Genomic DNA, 18098 nt, shown 5'->3' on the forward strand with positions numbered 1-18098 from the left:
CCGACCGGCGTGGAGCGGCGGTGTGGAAGGCGACCGGTCCGGATGGGGCGGTGGCGGTCAAGGCCGGCAAGGGCAAGGGGGCGGCCGTCACTCAGCGGGAGGCAGCGGTCCTCGATGCGATGGGCCGGCCCGACTACCTGCTGGCCTCCGGTGAGGATGAAGGCGTTGCGTGGTTGGTGACCCGCTGGTTCAAGGGGCTTTCGACCTGGCATGCGTTCGCGCCTGTGCGGTGTGGCACGGACGGGAAAGCGGGCGTCCTGTCAGCCTCTGTGGACCTGTGCCGTGCTGTGGCAGAGCTCCATTCCTCCGGCTGGGTTCACGCCGACCTCCAGCCCTCTCATGGCATCCACACCGACCACGGCGTACGGCTGATCGACTGTTCCTGGTCCTGGCGCCACGGTCTGGAACCGACCAGCGATTTTCGCGGCGGCATCACCCACCTGGTAGCGCCGGAACTGGCCGCGTCCATCAATGTCGGCATCCAGCCGGTCACCCCAAGTGCCGCCGCCGACGTGTACGCCCTCGCCGGCTCGCTGTGGACCTGCTCCACCGGCCGCTGGCCACTGGACTACGCCGCGGCCGGGATCGACCCCTCCCAGCTCACCCCCGCAGAAATCCGCACCCACATCGCCAGCCGTCGCATCTCACTCGACACCGCAGCCCCCTGGCCGACGTTCCAGGACATCCTGCGTCCGGTCCTCCTCGGAAGGGCGAGTGACCGGCCAACGGCCGCCGAACTCTCCGAAACCCTGACGACGGTGGCCACGTGATCGAGCTACGGGAACTCACCATGGCTGACGCTCCCGCTCTCCAACGGATCTACAGCGGCGCGTCTTTGAAGTACATCGAGCGCCGGGCACTCAGCATCGACGAGGCCGTCGACCTGGTGGCGGACACGCTCGCCTGCGCCCGCGCCGAGCCACATGACCGGTGGGCGTTCGGCATCGCAGCCGACGACGACCTGCTCGGGATGGTCCGGCTGCGATGCCGCACCGAGCGACACGCCACCATCAGCTACCTCCTGCGCGAGGACTCATGGGGCCGCGGATACGCCACTCAAGCCGTCGCCGGCATGCTGCGCCATGGCTTCAGCGCCACCCGGATTACGCGGATCAGTGCTCGGCACCACCCCGACAACACCGCCTCCGGCCGGGTCTTGCAAAAGAACAGGTTCACCTACAGCGGCACCCGTGATGGGTGGCCCCTGTACGGCATCGACAAACCCGAGAGCAGCACCCCGTAAACAGCGTCCCGGGCAGTGACGCCTCGGCCCGCCCCGGCAACCGGCCTCACGAGCACGGCAAAAGCCGGTGGGCCGGTCCCCCCGAGCCACGGAATATCGGGGAGTCCGGCCCACCGGCCGACCTGGGGTGCGCGGCGCCTAATCGCGCGGTACCCGGATGACGCCCTCCTGGATCACCGACACCGCGAGCTGGCCGTCGGCCGTGAAGATGCGGCCCTTGCCGAGGCCGCGGCCGCTCTGGGCGGTGGGGGATTCCTGGTCGTACAGGAGCCACTCGTCGGCGCGCAGGGGGCGGTGGAACCACATGGCGTGGTCCAGGCTGGCGCCGACCACGTCGCCTACCGCCCAGCCGCCGCGGCCGTGCGCGAGCAGGATCGAGTCGAGCAGGGTCATGTCGGAGACGTAGGTGACCAGGCAGATGTCCAGCAGGGGGCGGGGGATCTCGCCGTCGTCGTCGAGCTTGCCCTGGGTGCGGAACCAGACCTGGGACCGGGGGTCGCGGGGCTCGCCGACGGTGACGTAGGGCGGCTCGTCCACGTACCGCAGGTCGATCGCGGCGCGGGCCTCCAGGAGACGCTCGGCGACGCCGGGGGCGAGGAACCGTTCGGCGTGGCGGGGCAGCATCTCGGCGGCGGTAGGCAGCTCCAGCGGGTCCGGTGCCGGCGGCATCGGCTCCTGGTGCTCCAGCCCCTCCTCGGCCGCCTGGAAGGAGGCGGAGAGGTGGAAGATCGGCTGGCCGTGCTGGACGGCGACGACCCGGCGGGTGGTGAAGGAGCGGCCGTCGCGGATGCGGTCGACGGTGTAGACGATGGGGGCGCCGGGGTCGCCCGGGCGCAGGAAGTACGCGTGCAGGGAGTGCGGCGGCCGGTCGGCGGGGACCGTGCGCCCGGCCGCGACCAGGGCCTGGGCGGCGACCTGGCCGCCGAAGACCCGGGGCACGACCGAGGCGCGGCTCTCGCCCCGGAAGATGTCCTGCTCGATCCGCTCCAGTGCGAGCAGACCGAGCAGGGACCGGAGTGCGTCGTTCACGTGCGCGGTGCCCTTACGGCCTAGAGGCCCATGGACTTGGCGATGATGGACTTCATGACCTCGCTGGTGCCGCCGTAGATGCGGTTGACGCGGTTGTCGGCGTAGAGGCGGGCGATGGGGTACTCGTTCATGAAGCCGTAGCCGCCATGCAGCTGGAGGCAGCGGTCGATCACGCGGTGCGCGACCTCGGTGCAGAACAGCTTGGCGGAGGCGGCCTCGGCCGGGGTCAGCTCGCCGGCGTCCAGGGCTTCGAGCGCGCGGTCGGCGACGGCCTCGGCGGCGTCCACCTCGGCCTGGCAGGCGGCCAGTTCGAACTTGGTGTTCTGGAAGGAGGCGACCGTCTTGCCGAAGATCGTGCGCTCCTGCACGTACTCCTTGGCGAACCGGACGGCGGCCTTGGCCTGGGCGTAGGCGCCGAAGGCGATGCCCCAGCGCTCGGAGGCGAGGTTCAGGCCCAGGTAGGAGAAGCCCTTGTTCTCCTCGCCCAGCAGGTCCTCGACCGGGACCTTGACGTCGACGAAGGCCAGCTCGGCGGTGTCGGAGACCTTCAGGCCGAGCTTGTCCAGCTTGCGGCCGACGGAGTAGCCGGCGGACTTGGCGTCCACGGCGAAGAGCGAGATGCCGAAGCGGCGGTCGTCCTCGCGGGGGGCGGCGGTGCGGGCGCAGACGATGACGCGGTCGGCGTGCACACCGCCGGTGATGAAGGTCTTGGCGCCGTTGAGGACGTAGTGCGTGCCGTCGTCCGACAGCTTCGCGGTGGACTTCATGCCCGCGAGGTCGGAGCCGGTGCCGGGCTCGGTCATCGCGAGCGCCCACATCTCCTCGCCGCTGACGAACTTCGGCAGGAAGCGCTTCTTCTGCTCGTCGGTGGCGAGCATCTGGATGTACGGCAGTCCGAGCAGGACGTGCACGCCGGAGCCGCCGAAGGTGACGCCCGCGCGGGCGGTCTCCTCGTACATCACGGCCTCGAACTTGTGCGAGTCGATACCGGCGCCGCCGAACTCCTCCGGGACGCGGATACCGAAGACGCCCAGGTCACCGAGCTTGTAGTAGAAGTCGCGCGGGGCCTGGCCGGCGGCCAGCCACTCGTCGTGCACGGGCACGACCTCGGCCTCGATGAAGGCGCGTATCGTCTCGCGGAACGCCTCGTGATCCTCGTTGAACACCGTACGGCGCATTGCTACGTCGCCTCCTCCAGGTCGCCGGTCCAAGCGCATGTCTAAGCGCTTGCTCAGCGAAAGCTACCGGCCGGTTACCTAGGCTGTCCAGAGGTCAACGAAAATCCGTGCGAGCCGGTGGGCCCGCCCCTAGGCGCCCGGCACCGACGCCGCCATCGGCTCCCCGACCTCCGGCTCGCCCGCCACCGCGCCGAACGCGCCCAGCGCCAGCCGGTGCAGCAGTTCCGCCATCTCCGTGCGGCCCGGGAGGGCGCCCGGGCGGCCGAGGTGCGGGGTGGAGTTGAGCAGGCCGAAGACGGCATGCACGGCGGCACGGGCCTGTGACTCGGAGGGGCCCGGGTGGACCCGGCGGACGACCTCCACCCACAGCTCCACGTACTGCCGCTGCAGCTGGCGGACCCGCTTGCGGTCGGCCTCCCGCAGCCGGTCCAGCTCGCGGTCGTGCAGGGTGATCAGCGGCCGGTCGTCCAGCGCGAAGTCGATATGGCCGTCGATCAGCGCGTCCAGCACCGCCTCAGGGCTCCCGCCGCCCTCCGCGACCCGCATCCGGCCCCCCGCGAGCAGCCGCTCGCTGATCCCGACCAGCAGCTCGGCGAGCATCGCGTCCTTGCCGGCGAAGTGCCGGTAGAGGCCGGGGCCGGAGATACCCACGGCCGCCCCTATCTCGTCCACGCCGACGCCGTGGAAGCCGCGCTCCGCGAAGAGCCGGGCGGCCTCCTTGAGGATCTGCTCGCGGCGGCTGGTCGGGGCGGAGGACTGCGCATTACTCATGCCGTCGATTGTAGACAGCCGGGTTAGTGCTCGTTAACCTGAAGGCAATGAGGTTAACGCCCATTAACCCGGATGGCCCGGCAGCCGCGGACCGCGGCCCGGGACAGCAGACCGAGCAAGGGGGCTCGTACTGATGGAGCAGGCACCGGTGCTGGGGAGTACCGCCGATCCGGCGTCCGACTCCTGGCGGGCCAATGAGGCCGCGCACCGCGAGCTGGCCGCGGAGCTGCGCGAGAAGCTCGCGGCGGCCCGGCTGGGCGGCGGCGAGAAGGCCAGGGCGCGGCACACCGCCCGCGGCAAGCTGCTGCCCCGCGACCGGGTGGACGCCCTGCTGGACCCCGGCTCGCCGTTCCTGGAGCTGGCGCCGCTGGCCGCGGAGGGGATGTACGGCGGGGCCGCACCGGCCGCCGGGGTGATCGCCGGCATCGGCCGGGTCTCCGGCCGCGAGACGGTGATCGTCGCCAATGACGCCACGGTCAAGGGCGGCACCTACTACCCGATGACGGTCAAGAAGCATCTGCGGGCGCAGGAGATCGCCCTGGAGAACCGCCTCCCCTGTCTCTACCTCGTCGACTCCGGCGGCGCCTTCCTGCCGATGCAGGACGAGGTCTTCCCCGACCGGGAGCACTTCGGGCGGATCTTCTACAACCAGGCGCGGATGTCGGGGGCGGGGATTCCGCAGATCGCCGCGGTGCTCGGCTCCTGCACGGCGGGCGGCGCGTATGTCCCGGCGATGAGCGACGAGGCCGTGATCGTCCGCAACCAGGGCACGATCTTCCTGGGCGGGCCGCCGCTGGTGAAGGCCGCCACCGGCGAGGTGGTCACCGCCGAGGAGCTGGGCGGCGGCGAGGTGCACGCCAAGACGTCCGGGGTCACCGACCATCTCGCCGAGGACGACGCCCACGCCCTGCGCCTGGTGCGCACCATCGTCGGCACCCTCGGGGAGCGCGAGCCGCTGCCGTGGACCGTGCGGACCGTCGAGGAGCCCAAGGTCGACCCGGCCGGTCTGTACGGGGCGGTGCCCGCGGACTCCCGTACGCCCTATGACGTCCGGGAGGTGATCGCGCGACTCGTGGACGGCTCGCGCTTCGCGGAGTTCAAGGCGGAGTACGGCACGACGCTGGTCACCGGCTTCGCCCATATCCACGGCCACCCGGTCGGCATCGTCGCCAACAACGGCATCCTGTTCTCCGAATCCGCCCAGAAGGGCGCCCACTTCATCGAGCTGTGCGACCAGCGCGGTATCCCGCTGCTGTTCCTGCAGAACATCTCCGGCTTCATGGTGGGGCGTTCGTACGAGGCCGGCGGGATCGCCAAGCACGGCGCGAAGATGGTGACGGCGGTGGCCTGCACTCGCGTGCCCAAGCTGACGGTCGTCATCGGCGGCTCCTACGGGGCGGGCAACTACTCCATGTGCGGACGGGCCTATTCGCCGCGCTTCCTGTGGATGTGGCCGAACGCCAAGATCTCGGTGATGGGCGGCGAACAGGCCGCCTCCGTCCTCGCGACCGTCAAGCGCGACCAGCTGGAGGCGCACGGCGACGAGTGGAGCGCCGAGGAGGAGGCCGCCTTCAAGGCGCCGGTCCGCGAGCAGTACGAGACCCAGGGCAACGCCTACTACGCCACCGCGCGGCTGTGGGACGACGGAGTGATCGACCCGCTGGAGACCCGGCAGGTGCTGGGGCTGGCGCTGACCGCCTGCGCCAACGCGCCGCTTCCCCAGAAGGACAGCACCGCGCCCGGCTACGGCGTCTTCCGGATGTGAGAGGGATGTCCACAGGAATGGCCACCAACTTCGACACCGTGCTCATCGCCAACCGCGGCGAGATCGCGGTCCGTGTGATCCGCACACTGCGCGCCCTCGGCATCCGCTCGGTCGCCGTCTTCAGCGACGCGGACGCCGACGCCCGCCATGTCCGCGAGGCCGACACCGCCGTACGCATCGGCCCGGCGCCGGCCGCCGAGAGCTATCTGTCCGTGGAGCGGCTGCTGGACGCGGCCGCCCGGACAGGCGCCCAGGCGGTCCACCCGGGCTATGGCTTCCTCGCCGAGAACGCCGCCTTCGCCCGTGCCTGCGCGGACGCCGGGCTGGTCTTCATCGGCCCGTCCGCCGAGGCCATCGAGCTGATGGGCGACAAGATCCGCGCCAAGGAGACGGTGCGGGAGGCCGGCGTCCCGGTCGTGCCCGGCTCCTCGGGCAGCGGGCTGACCGATGAGCAACTGGCCGCCGCGGCACGGGAGATCGGCGTCCCGGTGCTGCTCAAGCCGTCCGCGGGCGGCGGCGGCAAGGGCATGCGGCTGGTCCGCGACGAGGCGCTGCTGGCCGACGAGATCGCGTCCGCCCGCCGCGAGGCCCGCTCCTCCTTCGGCGACGACACCCTGCTCGTCGAGCGCTGGATCGACCGGCCACGGCACATCGAGATCCAGGTGCTGGCGGACGGCCACGGCAACGTCATCCACCTCGGCGAGCGCGAGTGCTCCCTGCAGCGCCGCCACCAGAAGGTCATCGAGGAGGCTCCCTCGGTGCTGCTGGACGAGGCTACCCGCGCCGCGATGGGTGAGGCGGCCGTGCAGGCGGCCCGCTCCTGCGGCTACCGCGGCGCCGGCACCGTCGAGTTCATCGTCCCGGGCAAGGACCCGTCCTCCTACTACTTCATGGAGATGAACACCCGCCTCCAGGTCGAGCACCCGGTCACCGAAATGGTCACCGGCATCGACCTGGTCGAGTGGCAGCTGCGGGTCGCGGCCGGCGAGCATCTCCCGTACGCCCAGGAGGACATCACCCTCACCGGGCACGCCATCGAGGCGCGGATCTGCGCCGAGGACCCGGCGCGCGACTTCCTGCCGACCGGCGGCACGGTGCTCGCGCTGCACGAGCCGCAGGGCGGCGGGGTGCGCACGGACTCCGGGCTCTCCGAGGGCGGGGAGGTCGGCAGCCGCTACGACCCGATGCTGTCCAAGGTGATCGCCCACGGGCCGGACCGGGCGAGCGCGCTGCGCCGTCTCCGGGCCGCGCTGGCCGGGACGGTCACCCTCGGCGTCACCACCAACGCCGGATTCCTGCGGCGGCTGCTGGCCCACCCGGACGTGGTCTCCGGCGAGCTGGACACCGGCCTGGTGGAGCGGGAGGCGGCCGGTCTGGTCGACGGCACGGTGCCGGACGAGGTGTACGCGGCGGCCGCGGCGGTGCGGCAGGCCGCCCTGGAGCCGGCGGTGGAGGACGGCGGCTGGCGCGACCCGTTCGCCGCGCCGAACGGCTTCCGGCTCGGCGGCGAGCCCGCCCCCGTACGCCACTGGCTGCGGGTGCCGGGGCACGACCCGGTGCCGCACGACGTACGTCCCGGCTCCCCGGCCGGGCAGCTGGAGCCGGGCCGCGTACGCGTCACCGTCGACGGGGTGGTGCACAGCTTCCACCACCGCGGCGACTGGCTCGGGCGGGACGGCGACTCCTGGCAGGTGACCACCCACGACCCGGTGGCCGCGGCGCTGCGCGGGGCCGCCGGGGCGCACGGTGCGGACACCCTCGCAGCCCCGATGCCCGGCACCGTCACCGTCGTCAAGGTCGCCGTCGGCGACGAGGTGGCCGCGGGCCAGGGCCTGCTGGTGGTGGAGGCGATGAAGATGGAGCACGTCATCTCCGCACCGCACGCCGGGACCGTCACCGAACTCGATGTCACCGCGGGCTCGACCGTCGCCATGGACCAGATCCTGGCCGTGGTCGCCCCGCACGAGAGCCCCGAGGAGTCCGCCGCGTCCGCGGGCGGCCCCGAGGGCGGGCAGGAGAGCGCCTCATGACCGCGGCCGGACTGCCGATGGAGATCCGCGCGGACGGGCTGCCCACCCGCGTACGGATCCATGAGGTCGGCGCGCGCGACGGGCTGCAGAACGAGCAGACCGTGGTGCCCACGGAGATCAAGGCGGAGTTCATCCACCGCCTCGCCGCCGCGGGCCTGCCAACCGTCGAGGCCACCAGCTTCGTCCACCCCAAGTGGGTGCCCCAACTCGCCGACGCCGAGCAGCTGTTCCCGCTGCTGGACGATCTCGATCCGCAGCGGCTGCCCGTGCTGGTCCCCAACGAGCGCGGGCTGGACCGGGCGCTCGCCCTGGGCGCCCGCCGGATCGCGGTGTTCGGCAGCGCCACCGAGTCGTTCGCCAAGGCCAACCTCAACCGGACGGTCGACGAGGCGCTGGCGATGTTCGCCCCGGTCGTCGCACGGGCCAAGGACGCCGGGGTGCACGTCCGCGGCTATCTCTCGATGTGCTTCGGCGACCCCTGGGAGGGCCCGGTGCCCGTCGCGCAGACCGTCCGGGTCTGCCGGGCGCTGCTCGACCTGGGCTGCGACGAGCTGAGCCTGGGCGACACCATCGGGGTGGCCACCCCCGGCCATGTGCAGGCCCTGCTGGCCGCCCTCGGCGAGGCCCAGGTCCCCGCCTCCCGTATCGGGGTGCACTTCCACGACACCTACGGGCAGGCCCTCGCCAACACCTTCGCCGCGCTGCAGCACGGCATCACCACCATCGACGCCTCGGCGGGCGGCCTCGGCGGCTGCCCGTACGCCAAGAGCGCCACCGGCAACCTCGCCACCGAAGACCTCGTGTGGATGCTGCACGGCCTCGGCATCGAGACCGGGGTCGACCTGGACCGCCTGACCGCCACCAGCGTGTGGATGGCCGGGGTCCTGGGCCGGCCGAGCCCCTCGCGTACCCTCCGTGCCCTCTCCCACCAGGAGTGAACCCTCATGTCCCTTGACCACCGTCTGCCCGCCGAGCTGGAAGAACTCCGGCGTACGGTCGAGGCGTTCGCGCACGACGTCGTCGCCCCGAAGATCGGCGAGTACTACGAGCAGCATGCGTTCCCGTACGAGATCGTGCAGGAAATGGGCCGGATGGGCCTGTTCGGGCTGCCCTTCCCCGAGGAGTACGGCGGGATGGGCGGCGACTACCTCGCCCTCGGCATCGCCCTGGAGGAGCTGGCCCGGGTCGACTCCTCGGTGGCCATCACCCTGGAGGCGGGCGTCTCCCTGGGCGCCATGCCGGTCTACCACTTCGGAACGGAGGAGCAGAAGCGCGAGTGGCTGCCCAAGCTGTGCAGCGGTGAGATGCTCGGCGCCTTCGGCCTCACCGAGCCCGACGGCGGCTCGGACGCCGGCGCGACGCGGACGACCGCGGTGCGCGACGGCGGGGACTGGGTGATCAACGGCAGCAAGTGCTTCATCACCAACTCCGGTACGGACATCACCGGTCTGGTCACGGTCACCGCCGTCACCGGCCGCAAGGACGACGGCAGCCCGCTGATCTCCTCGATCATCGTGCCGTCCGGCATCCCGGGCTTCACGGTCGGCGCCCCGTACTCCAAGGTCGGCTGGAGCGCCTCCGACACCCGCGAGCTGGCCTTCTCCGACGTCCGGGTCCCGGTCGGCAACCTCCTGGGCGAGGAGGGCCGCGGCTACGCCCAGTTCCTGCGGATCCTCGACGAGGGCCGGATCGCCATCGCGGCGCTGGCCACGGGCCTGGCGCAGGGCTGTGTGGACGAGTCGGTGCGCTACGCCAAGGAGCGGAAGGCCTTCGGCCGCGCGATCGGCAGCAACCAGGCGATCCAGTTCAAGCTCGCCGACATGGAGATGCGGGCGCACACCTCCCGGCTGGCCTGGCGCGACGCCGCGTCCCGGCTGGTGCACGGCGAGCCCTTCAAGAAGGAGGCCGCGCTCGCCAAGCTCTACTCGTCCGAGATCGCGGTGGACAACGCCCGCGAGGCCACCCAGATCCACGGCGGCTACGGCTTCATGAACGAGTACCCGGTCGCCCGGATGTGGCGGGACGCCAAGATCCTGGAGATCGGCGAGGGCACCAGCGAGGTCCAGCGGATGCTGATCGCCCGGGAGTTGGGCGTCGTCTAGGGCGTCGTCTAGGGCGTCGTCCCGGGCGTGGCCCGGTGCGGTGAAGGAAGGCGGTCCGGTCGCTTCGGTGACCGGGCCGCCGCTTTTGTGCGCGCTTTCTCTGCGCGCTTCCTGTGCGCGCTTCCTGTGCACGTTGACGGAGCCTTCGACGGTGTCGCGCTGCCGACGTCCCGGACATCGCGCGCCCCTGTGCGCGTCCGCGCCTGTACCCCGGTGCGTCGGGAGCATGCGGCGGCCGGAGGGCGCGCGGGCGCACCACCATGATCCGTCTGCATCGCTTCGGGGTTTATGACTCGCGGATGCGAGTTCGCCCCCTTTCACGCCGTACCGGCGCGCGCTCCCTCCTGTTTGGCTTGCTCCTGAACACGGCCACTTTGGTCACCCCAGGCCGTTTTGCTCACTTCTGTTCATGTCCCGGGAGGGAATGTGTCCGTACCGGACGTCACCGGTTCCGCTGCCGAAGAGCCCGCTCTCGCACCACCCGCAGACAGCGCGCGCACCAGCCTCAGCACCCAGGCCGCGCGCCAACTGGCGACCACCACCAAGTCCGAGCCCCAGATGCAGGCCATCACCTCGCGATGGCTGCTGAAGACGCTGCCCTGGGTGGACGTCAAGGGCGGCTCCTACCGGGTCAACCGGCGTCTGCAGCTCCGCGTCGGCCGGGGCCGGGTCCAGTTCGAGCACAACGGCGCGGACGACATCCGGGTGATCCCGCAGACGCTCACCGAGCTGCCCGCCCTGCGCGGCTACTCCGACACCGAGGTCCTCAAGGAGCTCGCCAGCCGCTTCCGGGTCCGGGAGGTCCGGGCCGGCCAGGTCCTCTTCGAGGCCGGTCAGCCCACCACCGAGGCGTACCTCGTCGTCCACGGCCGGTTCGCCCGCTACACGGTCGGCAAGTACGGCGAGGAGGAGGTCACCGGGGTCGTCACGGACGGCGACCAGATGGGGGACGAGGCGATCGGCCGGCCCGACCCCCGGTGGCTGAGCTCGGTCCGGGCCGAAACGGCGGGCGTCCTGATGACGCTGCCCTGGGACGTGGTCCGGGAGTTCACCGACCGGGTGCCGTCCCTGGCCGCACACCTGACGGCGTACGCGGAGCGGCAGCAGCGCCCCATGAACCGCAAGGGAGAGGCGGAGGTACCGGTGCGGGCGGGGCACGTCGGCGAGCCGACGCTGTCCGGCGGCTTCGTCGACTACGACCTCGCCCCGCGCGAGTACGAGCTCTCCCTGACCCAGACCGTGCTGCGGGTCCACAGCCGGGTCGCCGATCTCTACAACGACCCGATGGACCAGACCCAGCAGCAACTCCGGCTCACCGTCGAGGAGATCCGCGAGCGCCAGGAGTGGGAGCTGCTCAACAACCGGGAGTTCGGGCTGCTGCACAACGCCGACTACGGCCAGCGCATCAGCACCTACACCGGCCCGCCCACCCCGGACGACATGGACGAGCTGTTGTCCATGCGCCGCAAGACACGGCTGTTCCTGGCCCATCCGAAGGCGATCGCCGCCTTCTTCCGGCAGTGCAACAAGCGCGGTCTGGTGCCGGGCACGGCGAATGTCGACGGCCACGAGGTGCCCGCCTGGCGCGGCGTCCCGATCTTCCCGTGCGGCAAGATCCCGGTCAGCGACACGCACACCAGCAGCATCCTCGCGCTGCGCACCGGTGAGGCGGACCAGGGAGTCGTCGGTCTGCACCAGACCGGCATCCCCGAGGAGTACCAGCCGGGCCTGAACGTCCGGTTCATGGGCATCGACCCGTCCGCCGTCATCAACTACCTCGTCACCGCCTACTACTCGGTGGCCATCCTCGTGCCCGACGCCGTCGGAGTCCTGGAGAACGTCCAGATCGGCCGGAGCGCCGACTGATCAGGTGGAGTCCCGAACCATGAGCACGCCCCCGAACACCGCCGCCGCGTTCTCGCTGCCCGGCCCGCCGAACCTCGCCCGCACCCTGCGGACCCGTCCCCCCGGCGGAGCCGTCCCCGGGCTGAGGTACCGGCCCGCCGCACCCGCCGACCCCGAGAAGGCCGAGGAGATCGACCGCAGGCTGGAGGCCTGGGCCCGCCAACTGGACCTGTTCCCCGCGCAGTGGACCGGGGACTTCACCCAGTTCCAGTTCGGCCGGGCCGTCGTCCTCCAGCATCCCGGCGCGGCCGACCTCGAACGCCTCACCGTCGCGGGCAAGCTGCTGCTGGCCGAGAACATCGTCGACAACTGCTACTGCGAGGAGGACGAGGGCAAGGGCGGCGCCCACCGTGGCCTCGGCGGCCGGCTGATCATGGCCCAGTCGGCCCTCGACCCGCTCCACGGCACCCCCGAGCTGGAGGAGGAGTGGCGCCACGGTGTGCAGGCCGACGGACCGCTGCGCTCCTACCACTGGGCCCTGAAGGACTACGCGGCCCTCGCCACCCCCAGCCAGACCGACCGGTTCGTCCAGGACATCGCCCGGCTGCACCTCGGCTATCTCGCCGAGGCCGCCTGGGCGGAGACACGGCATGCGCCGAGGGTCTGGGAGTACCTGGTCATGCGGCAGTTCAACAATTTCCGCCCCTGTCTGTCCATCGTCGACGCCGTGGACGGCTACGAACTGCCCGAGGCGCTCTACGCCCGCCCCGAGGTCCAGCGGGTCACCGCGCTGGCCTGCAACGCCACGACCATCGTCAACGACCTGTACTCCTTCACCAGGGAGCTGGCGAGTGACCCGGACCATCTGAACCTGCCCCAGGTGGTGGCCGCCAACGACCAACGCGGCCTGAAGGTCGCCTACTTGAAGAGCGTCGAGATCCACAACCAGATCATGGAGGCGTTCGAGACGGAGTCGGCTCCGCTGTCCGCCCTCTCACCCCTCCTCGAACGGTACGTCCGCGGCCTGGCCGACTGGGTGTCCGGCAACCACGAGTGGCACGCCACCAACACCGACCGCTACCAGCTGCCCAACTACTGGTAGTCCGATCCGCGCACCACAGCAAGGAGTCACCGTTGACCATCACTCACGCCGACACCACCCGCACACCGGTGCCGACCCAGTCCACGTACCAGTCCCGGGTCGCGGACTACTGGAACGCCGAGGAAAACCCGGTCAACCTCGAACTGGGCAAGATCGACGACCTCTACCACCACCACTACGGCATCGGGGAGGCCGACCGGTCGGTGCTGAACGAGCCGGACCCCGGCCGGCGCCGCGACCGCGTCACCGGCGAACTCCACCGGCTGGAGCACGCCCAGGCCGAACTCCTCGCCTCCCACCTCGGTGACCTCTCCCCCACCGACCGCGTCTTCGACGCCGGGTGCGGCCGCGGCGGCGGCAGCGTGGTCGCGCATCTGCGCTACGGCTGCCACGCCGACGGGGCCACGATCTCCGCCAAGCAGGCCGACTTCGCCAACGGGCAGGCCCGCAAGCGCGGTATCGACGACAAGGTGCGCTACCACCACCGCAACATGCTCGACACCGGCTTCACCCCCGGCGCGTACGCGGCGTCCTGGAACAACGAGTCGACCATGTACGTCGAGCTGGACCTGCTCTTCGCCGAGCATGCGCGGCTGCTGCGGCGCGGCGGGCGCTACGTCACGATCACCGGCTGCTACAACGACGCCTACGGGCGCGCCTCCCGCGAGGTGTCCCTCATCAACGCCCACTACATCTGCGACATCCACCCGCGTTCGGAGTACTTCCGCGCCATGGCCCGCAACCGGCTCGTCCCCGTGCACGTCGAGGATCTGACGGAGGCCGCGCTGCCGTACTGGGAGTTGCGCCGGGAGGCCGACCACCTGGTCACGGGGATCGAGGACACCTTCCTGACCGCGTACCGCAACGGCAGCTTCCAGTACCTGCTGATCGCCGCCGAGCGGGTCTGAGGACTCGGGAGACCGTGCCGGGCGTCCGACGACGCCCGGCACGGCCGTCTCACCGCGCGGGCCAGGGCACCTCCGGTGCGCGGTAGTAGTTCATGCCCAGGGCGTCCCAGCGCGGCCCCTGGGCGGCCAGCCGCACCTTGTAGTCGTCCCAGTCGTGGGTGCTCGCCGGGGACCAGCCCAGCTCCGCGATGCCGGGCAGCCGCGGGAAGGCCATGTACTCGATGTGCGCGGAGGTGGAGAGCGTCTCGGACCACAGGGGCGCCTCGACGCCGAGGAGGGAGTCCGCGGGCGCGCCCTGGAGGTAGCTGCCCGGGTCCCAGTCGTAGGAGCGCCTGGTGTCGACATAGCCGGCCCAGGACAGGCCCAGCGGCGTGTTCTTGTCGTACTTCATGTCGAGGTAGGCGCGGTCGGCGGGCGAGAGGACCAGCCGGGTGCCGTTCCGGGCGGCGTCGGCGACCTGCTGACGCTCCGCGGCGCTCGTCTTGTCGTAGCCCCAGTACTGCGCGACGGCGCCCTTCGCCGGGTGCGCCCCGGTCAGCTGGTGCCAGCCGACCACGGTCTTGCCGTATTTGGCGACCACCGGCTGGACCTTGTCCATGAAGGTCACGTAGTCCGCATGGCTGGTGGAGTGCGCCTCGTCGCCGCCGATGTGGAGGTACCGGCCGGGCGTCAGGGCCGCGACCTCACGGATGACGTCGTCGATGAAGTCGTACGTCTCCTTCTTCGGCACGCACAGGGAGCTGAAGCCGACCTCGGTGCCGGTGTAGAGCGGCGGTGCCTGGCCGTTGCAGTTGAGCGGGGCGTACGAGGCCAGCGCGGCGTTGGTGTGGCCCGGCATGTCGATCTCGGGGACGACGGTCAGATAGCGGGACGCGGCATAGCGGACGATCTCACGGTAGTCGTCCTTGGTGTAGTAGCCGCCGGCGCCGCCGCCGACCTGGGTGGAGCCGCCGTAGGTCGCCAGCCGCGGCCAGGACTTGATCGCGATCCGCCAGCCCTGGTCGTCCGAGAGGTGCAGATGCAGTTTGTTGATCTTGTACATGGCGAGCTGGTCGATGTACCGCTTGACCTGCGCCACGGTGAAGAAGTGCCGGGAGACGTCGAGCATCGCGCCGCGGTAGCCGTAGCGCGGGGAGTCGGCGATGGTGCCCCCGGCGATCCGCCAGGGCCCGCGCCGGGCGTCCTGCCGCTCCACGTCGGCGGGCAGCAGCTGGCGCAGGGTCTGGACGCCGTGGAAGAGGCCCGCGGGGCGCGCGGCACTGAGGGTGACCGCACGGCCGTCGGAGGTCAGCCGGTAGCCCTCGTCGCCCAGCCCCCCGGTGCCGCTGCCGCCGAGCCGGAGGACGATGCCGTCCCGGCCGTCCTTGGTGGTCACGGGGAGGGCGAACCCGGTGGCGGGCCGCAGCAGCCCCGCCAGATAGCCGGCGATCCGCTTGGCCTCACCGGAGCCGCCGGGCACCCGGATCCGGGTGCGGTCACCGAGGGTGTACGCGTCCCCGCCGCCGCGTACGGACGCGGGCGCGGGGATCACCCGGTCCAGTGGAGTGGCGGCCCGGGGGGCGGCACCGGCGGCGCCCTGCGGCGGTACGGCGGCGGTTCCCAGCCCCGCCGCCGCGACCAGCAGCAGCGAGAACAGCAGTCTGCGTCGTCTCATCGACGGTCCCTTCGGCGAACCTCGTGCATGGCATGGTGCATGGCATGGAGCGACCGAACGGTGACCATGCGTACCGTGAGCCTCCAATCCGGTCAAGGTTCAGACCAGTTTCCGGCCCCCAAATCGGGGATGTGCCCGATAGCGGGCAGATTTCTTGCGAATCTTCGCGCCGCCCCGCAGTATCAACGGGTGCTCGAACGCCGTCACCGCGCTGAAGCGCCGCACGAAGACCTGGTGGACCACCTGGTGCGCAGCACACCGCTACAGCGCGGTGAGGCCGCCCGGGTGGTGCTGGACGTGCTGGCGTACTTCGACGAGACCACGGAGGAGTTCGTCCGCCGCCGCCATCGGGAGCTGCAGTCCCAGGGACTGCGCAACGAGGAGATCTTCGAACGGATCCGCCACGAGATGCCGCACCGCGCCGTGGCCCCGCCCGATCTCTCGGCCCGCCAGCTGCGCCGCCTCGTCTACGGCTGACGGCCGCGCCCGGGACGCCGGGCAGCACGAACCATTGCCACAACGCTTTTCTGGGAGGGTCACTGCATGTGCGGGATCGTTGGATATATCGGCAAGCGTGATGTCGCCCCGCTGCTCCTTGAGGGTCTGCAGCGCCTGGAGTACCGGGGCTACGACTCCGCGGGCATCGCCATCCACGCCAAGGGCACCGGCAAGGCCACGGGCGGCCTGAAGACCGCCAAGGCCAAGGGCCGGGTCCGCGAGCTGGAGTCCCGGCTGCCCAAGCGCTTCGCGGGCTCCACCGGCATCGCGCACACCCGTTGGGCCACCCACGGCGCGCCGACCGACGAGAACGCCCACCCGCACCAGGACACCGAGGGCAAGGTCGCGGTCGTCCACAACGGCATCATCGACAACGCCGCGGACGTGCGCGCCAAGCTCACCGCCGACGGCATCGTCTTCGCCTCCGAGACCGACACCGAGGTGCTGGCCCACCTGATCGCCCGCTCCCCGGCCGAGAAGCTGGAGGAGAAGGTCCGCGAGGCGCTGCGGCACATCGAGGGCACGTACGGCATCGCCGTGCTGCACGCCGACTTCCCCGACCGCATCGTGGTGGCCCGCAACGGCTCCCCGGTCGTCCTGGGCATCGGCGAGCACGAGATGTTCGTCTCCTCGGACGTCGCCGCGCTGGTCTCGCACACCCGTCAGGTCGTCACCCTCGACGACGGCGAGATGGCCACCCTCAAGGCCGACGACTACCGCACGTACACCACCGAGGGCTCGCGCACCACGTCCGCCCCGGAGACCGTCGAGTACGCGGCCGAGTCCTACGACTTGGGCGGCCACGACACCTACATGCACAAGGAGATCTCCGAGCAGGCGGACGCGGTGGACCGCGCGCTGCGCGGGCGGATCGACGACCGCTTCTCCACCGTGCACCTCGGCGGCCTGAACCTCGACGCCCGCGAGGCGCGCGGGGTGCGCCGGGTGAAGATCCTGGGCTGCGGCACCTCGTACCACGCGGGCCAGATCGGCGCGCAGATGATCGAGGAGCTGGCCCGGATCCCCTCGGACGCCGAGCCGGCCTCCGAGTTCCGCTACCGCAACCCGGTCGTGGACCCCGACACGCTGTACGTGGCCGTCTCCCAGTCCGGTGAGACCTACGACGTGCTGGCGGCCGTCCAGGAGCTCAAGCGCAAGGGCGCACGGGTGCTGGGCCTGGTGAACGTGGTCGGCTCGGCGATCGCCCGGGAGACCGACGGCGGCATCTACGTCCACGCCGGCCCCGAGGTCTGCGTGGTCTCCACCAAGTGCTTCACCAACATGGTGGTCTCCTTCGCGCTGCTCGCCCTGCACCTCGGCCGGATCCGTGATCTGTCCGTCGCGGACGGCAAGCGGATCATCGAGGGTCTGCGCAAGCTGCCCGCGCAGATCGACGAGATCCTCAAGGGCGAGGAGGACATCAAGAAGCTGTCGGCCGCCTACGCGGACGCCAAGTCGATGATGTTCATCGGCCGGGTGCGCGGCTACCCGGTGGCCCGCGAGGCCTCCCTGAAGCTCAAGGAGGTCTCCTACATCCACGCGGAGGCCTACCCGGCGTCGGAGCTCAAGCACGGCCCGCTGGCCCTCATCGAGCCCGCGATGCCGACCGTCGCGATCGTCCCCGACGATGACCTGCTGGAGAAGAACCGCGCCGCGCTGGAGGAGATCAAGGCCCGCAGCGGCCGCATCCTGGCCGTCGCGCACCAGGAGCAGGAGAAGGCCGACCACACCATCGTCGTCCCGAAGAACGAGCCCGAGCTGGACCCGATCCTCATGGGCATCCCGCTCCAACTGCTCGCCTACCACACGGCGTTGGCCCTCGGCCGCGACATCGACAAGCCCCGCAACCTGGCGAAGTCCGTCACGGTCGAGTAGCAACCGGGAGGGGGGAGCCCGGTGGAGCGCTCCCCCCACCTCACCCCAATCCACCCCACCGAAGCGACAATTGAGCACCCCCCACGGCGCCCAACCAC

Annotated in this window: 15 protein-coding genes; 11 read left to right on the top strand and 4 right to left on the bottom strand. The window is 71.1% G+C overall.

The window, feature by feature from the left end; all coding sequences use genetic code 11:
• Positions 1-50 precede the first annotated feature (50 nt).
• Together NUT86_RS15305 and NUT86_RS15310 are read left to right on the top strand one after the other, a co-directional pair.
• On the top strand, positions 51-770 hold the full coding sequence (locus tag NUT86_RS15305) for a serine/threonine-protein kinase (protein WP_274735771.1): 720 nt from the start codon (positions 51-53) through the stop codon (positions 768-770).
• Entirely contained in the window at positions 767-1243 is a 477-nt protein-coding gene (locus NUT86_RS15310) for a GNAT family N-acetyltransferase (protein ID WP_274735773.1), read from the top strand. Before NUT86_RS15305 ends, NUT86_RS15310 begins: the two co-directional genes overlap by 4 nt.
• Before the next feature lie 138 nt (positions 1244-1381).
• Here the strand turns inward: NUT86_RS15310 and NUT86_RS15315 are convergent, their stop codons facing one another.
• The 3 genes from NUT86_RS15315 to NUT86_RS15325 all read right to left on the bottom strand — a co-directional run bounded on the left by NUT86_RS15315 (position 1382) and on the right by NUT86_RS15325 (position 4221).
• Positions 1382-2272, bottom strand: a complete 891-nt coding sequence (locus NUT86_RS15315) for an acyl-CoA thioesterase (protein WP_109889920.1) — start codon at positions 2270-2272, stop codon at positions 1382-1384.
• Positions 2273-2292: 20 nt separating this feature from the next.
• Positions 2293-3450, bottom strand: a complete 1158-nt coding sequence (locus tag NUT86_RS15320; protein WP_018093079.1) for an acyl-CoA dehydrogenase family protein — start codon at positions 3448-3450, stop codon at positions 2293-2295.
• A gap of 129 nt (positions 3451-3579) precedes the next feature.
• Positions 3580-4221: an SACE_7040 family transcriptional regulator gene (locus NUT86_RS15325; protein WP_274735776.1), complete on the bottom strand. Its 642-nt coding sequence runs from the start codon at positions 4219-4221 to the stop codon at positions 3580-3582.
• 133 nt (positions 4222-4354) lie between these two features.
• Between NUT86_RS15325 and NUT86_RS15330 the strand changes: the two genes are divergently transcribed.
• From NUT86_RS15330 to NUT86_RS15360, 7 genes are all read left to right on the top strand, one after another.
• The gene (locus NUT86_RS15330) at positions 4355-5986 is read left to right on the top strand and encodes a carboxyl transferase domain-containing protein (protein WP_274735778.1); all 1632 of its coding nucleotides are present in this window, start codon (positions 4355-4357) and stop codon (positions 5984-5986) included.
• 17 nt (positions 5987-6003) lie between these two features.
• The gene (locus NUT86_RS15335) at positions 6004-8016 is read left to right on the top strand and encodes an acetyl-CoA carboxylase biotin carboxylase subunit (protein ID WP_018093082.1); all 2013 of its coding nucleotides are present in this window, start codon (positions 6004-6006) and stop codon (positions 8014-8016) included.
• Complete coding sequence (locus NUT86_RS15340) at positions 8013-8954, top strand: hydroxymethylglutaryl-CoA lyase (RefSeq protein WP_274735780.1); 942 nt, start codon at positions 8013-8015, stop codon at positions 8952-8954. Before NUT86_RS15335 ends, NUT86_RS15340 begins: the two co-directional genes overlap by 4 nt.
• A gap of 6 nt (positions 8955-8960) precedes the next feature.
• Positions 8961-10118 (top strand): acyl-CoA dehydrogenase family protein, encoded by a 1158-nt coding sequence (locus tag NUT86_RS15345; RefSeq protein WP_274735782.1) that lies wholly within the window; start codon positions 8961-8963, stop codon positions 10116-10118.
• A 426-nt stretch (positions 10119-10544) separates the two neighbouring features.
• Entirely contained in the window at positions 10545-11984 is a 1440-nt protein-coding gene (locus NUT86_RS15350; RefSeq protein WP_266443131.1) for a family 2B encapsulin nanocompartment shell protein, read from the top strand.
• A gap of 19 nt (positions 11985-12003) precedes the next feature.
• Positions 12004-13065: a family 2 encapsulin nanocompartment cargo protein terpene cyclase gene (locus NUT86_RS15355; protein ID WP_266443128.1), complete on the top strand. Its 1062-nt coding sequence runs from the start codon at positions 12004-12006 to the stop codon at positions 13063-13065.
• A 32-nt stretch (positions 13066-13097) separates the two neighbouring features.
• Positions 13098-13973, top strand: coding sequence for a geranyl diphosphate 2-C-methyltransferase (locus tag NUT86_RS15360; protein ID WP_266443125.1), 876 nt, complete (start codon positions 13098-13100; stop codon positions 13971-13973).
• Positions 13974-14022: 49 nt separating this feature from the next.
• Here NUT86_RS15360 and NUT86_RS15365 read toward each other — a convergent pair whose 3' ends face one another.
• Positions 14023-15627: a beta-N-acetylhexosaminidase gene (locus NUT86_RS15365; protein ID WP_159488184.1), complete on the bottom strand. Its 1605-nt coding sequence runs from the start codon at positions 15625-15627 to the stop codon at positions 14023-14025.
• Positions 15628-15816: 189 nt separating this feature from the next.
• On the opposite strand from NUT86_RS15365, the gene NUT86_RS15370 reads away from it, so the two are divergent.
• Together NUT86_RS15370 and glmS are read left to right on the top strand one after the other, a co-directional pair.
• The gene (locus tag NUT86_RS15370; protein ID WP_026170258.1) at positions 15817-16104 is read left to right on the top strand and encodes a hypothetical protein; all 288 of its coding nucleotides are present in this window, start codon (positions 15817-15819) and stop codon (positions 16102-16104) included.
• A 66-nt stretch (positions 16105-16170) separates the two neighbouring features.
• A complete protein-coding gene (gene glmS, locus NUT86_RS15375; RefSeq protein WP_018093092.1) occupies positions 16171-18000 on the top strand; it encodes a glutamine--fructose-6-phosphate transaminase (isomerizing) in 1830 nt (609 codons plus the stop codon).
• Positions 18001-18098: the final 98 nt, after the last annotated feature.

This window comes from Streptomyces sp. G7(2002) (genome assembly GCF_028870195.1).
GTDB classification, from domain to species: Bacteria; Actinomycetota; Actinomycetes; order Streptomycetales; family Streptomycetaceae; genus Streptomyces; species Streptomyces nigrescens.